Origin of the sequence: Adlercreutzia shanghongiae (genome assembly GCF_035830635.1) — a bacterium.
GTDB classification, from domain to species: domain Bacteria; phylum Actinomycetota; class Coriobacteriia; order Coriobacteriales; family Eggerthellaceae; genus Adlercreutzia; species Adlercreutzia shanghongiae.
In genome coordinates, this window is sequence record NZ_JAYMFI010000049.1 from 1 (window position 1) to 2,075 (window position 2,075).

Here is a 2,075-nt window from a genome sequence, read left to right on the forward strand (position 1 = left end):
CTTCTGGCGTATTGGCGTACACCAGTGTAGGGCCGACGGCGGCGCAGTGGCTGTTTTTTCTTGACTTGGATTTGGCTAAATTGGTCTGACTTTAGGGGGCCATTCTTGCCTGGCGCCAACACTGTTCTTCCCCAAGGAGAAGCGTGTCCGGGGCGAGGGCTATCTGATGCCCGATATGGAGGCGCTCGTCTCGCGCAAGAAAAGATCCCGGAAGCTGCCCGTGAAGCTCTTCTGGCTCGAGCACGTGGAGGCGGCCGCCGCTTGCGGGAAGAGATCGTACTCCTATCAGACGTTCTGCGGGATGTTCGCGGATGCGGCCGAGAGGATGGGGGCGACCAGGCACTTCTCCCACGAGCCCGGCGCCAAGGCCTTCATCGACTGGGCTGGGGACACCGCCTACATAACCGACAGGACGACCGGCGCCAGGGCCAAGGTCTACGTGATCGTCGTCTCCCTGCCGTTCTCCGGTGCGTTCTGGGCCGAGGGCTTCTGCGATATGAGGCAGCAATCCTGGCAGGACGGCCAGACCCACGCGTTCGAGGAATTCGGCGGCGTGCCGAGGATGCTCGTCCCCGACAACGCCGCCACCGCAACCGACAGGAGCGCGCTCTACGTCACGCTGGTCAACGACGATTACGAGCGCTACGCCCAGCACTACGGCACGGCGATCTTCCCCGCCCGGGTCCGCAAGCCCCGGGACAAGAGCACGGCCGAATCCACCGTGAACCTCGTCGAGCAATGGATAATCGGCCCTGCGAACGAGATGACATTCTACACCCTCGAAGAGTTCAACGGATTCTGCGGGGAGAAGGTGGCGTGGCTGAACTCGCGGCCCTTCTCGGCGAAGGATGGCAGCCGGCGGGAACTGCTCGATCAGGAGGAGCGGGAGCACCTGTCTCCCTTGCCGCGCGAGCGCTACGAGATCTGCGAGTGGCGATTGGCCAAAGTCGCGCCCGACTACCATGTGACAGTGGACTACATGCGCTACTCGGTGCCGCACCGCCTGATCGGCGAGCAGGTCGACGTCAAGCTCTCCTCGACAAAGGTGAGCGTGATGGCGGACGGGGACGTCGTTGCCGAGCACGGGCGTCTGCGCGGCCGCAAGGGGCAGTACTCGACCCTGGTAGAGCATATGCCCGGCAATCACGCCGCGCTCGACAGCCCATGGTCGCCCGCGAGGTTCACCTCCTGGGCGGAAAAGATCGGCCCGGAGTGCGCAGAGGCAATCGGCCGGGTGCTGGAGAGCCGCTCCATCGTCGAGCAGTCCTTCACCTCCTGCAGAAACATCCTCGGCCTCTCCAAGACCTACACCCCAGCGCTGCTCGAGCGCGCCTGCGAGAGGGCGAACAGCCTGGGAGCACTTGCCAGCTACACCTCGCTCAAGAACTCGATACTGGCAATGAAGGCGGCGGACGCCGAGCGCAAATGCTGCGGCCAGGTACCTGGAGACGGCGGCGGCAAGCTCGTCGACCGGGCGAAGTCAGCAGGGCGCCTGCGCGGAGCCGAGGCGTACCGCAGAGGAGGCGAGGGTCGTGCTTAGCGAGGAGGACTTCGACCTGTTCAGGCAGTTCAGGATCAAGGCCATGGGAGACATGCTCCGGAGCATGGTGGACGACCCGGCCTTCGATGACTTGACCTTCGAGGAGAAGGTCAAGATGATGCTCGACGCGGAACTGTCGGCACGGCGGGACCGCAAAATCTCGAAGCTCGTGAAGCAGGCGCGCTTCAAGCAGCCCGGTGCCTGCATCGAGGACGTGATATACCTGCCGGAGCGCACGCTGAACAAGGACAGAATCGCAAGGTACGCCCAGTGCGATTGGGTGCAGGGATGCGAGGTGATGGTGATTATCTCGAAGACGGGCGGCGGAAAGTCGTATCTGTGCCAGGCGCTGGGCAATGCGGCGTGCCGCCGGTTGATAGCGACGCGCTACACGCGCCTCGCGGACATCTGCGATGACCTGAATCGCGCACGAGCCGCCCAGGACGGCAGTTACTTCGAGAAGATGGACGCATACAAGGAGGTGGAGCTGCTCATAATCGATGACTTCATGACCACGCCGATTGCCACGCAGAAC

The 2,075-nt window shown here is 63.4% G+C and carries 2 protein-coding genes; both read left to right on the forward strand.

From position 1 onward, the window contains the following. The first annotated feature begins 166 nt into the window (after positions 1–166). On the forward strand, positions 167–1,540 hold the full coding sequence (gene istA, locus VJ923_RS12120) for an IS21 family transposase (protein WP_326441845.1): 1,374 nt from the start codon (positions 167–169) through the stop codon (positions 1,538–1,540). After that, positions 1,533–2,075: ATP-binding protein (locus tag VJ923_RS12125; protein WP_326441847.1), on the forward strand; the 543-nt coding region annotated here is incomplete at its 3' end. The genes istA and VJ923_RS12125, both read left to right, overlap by 8 nt.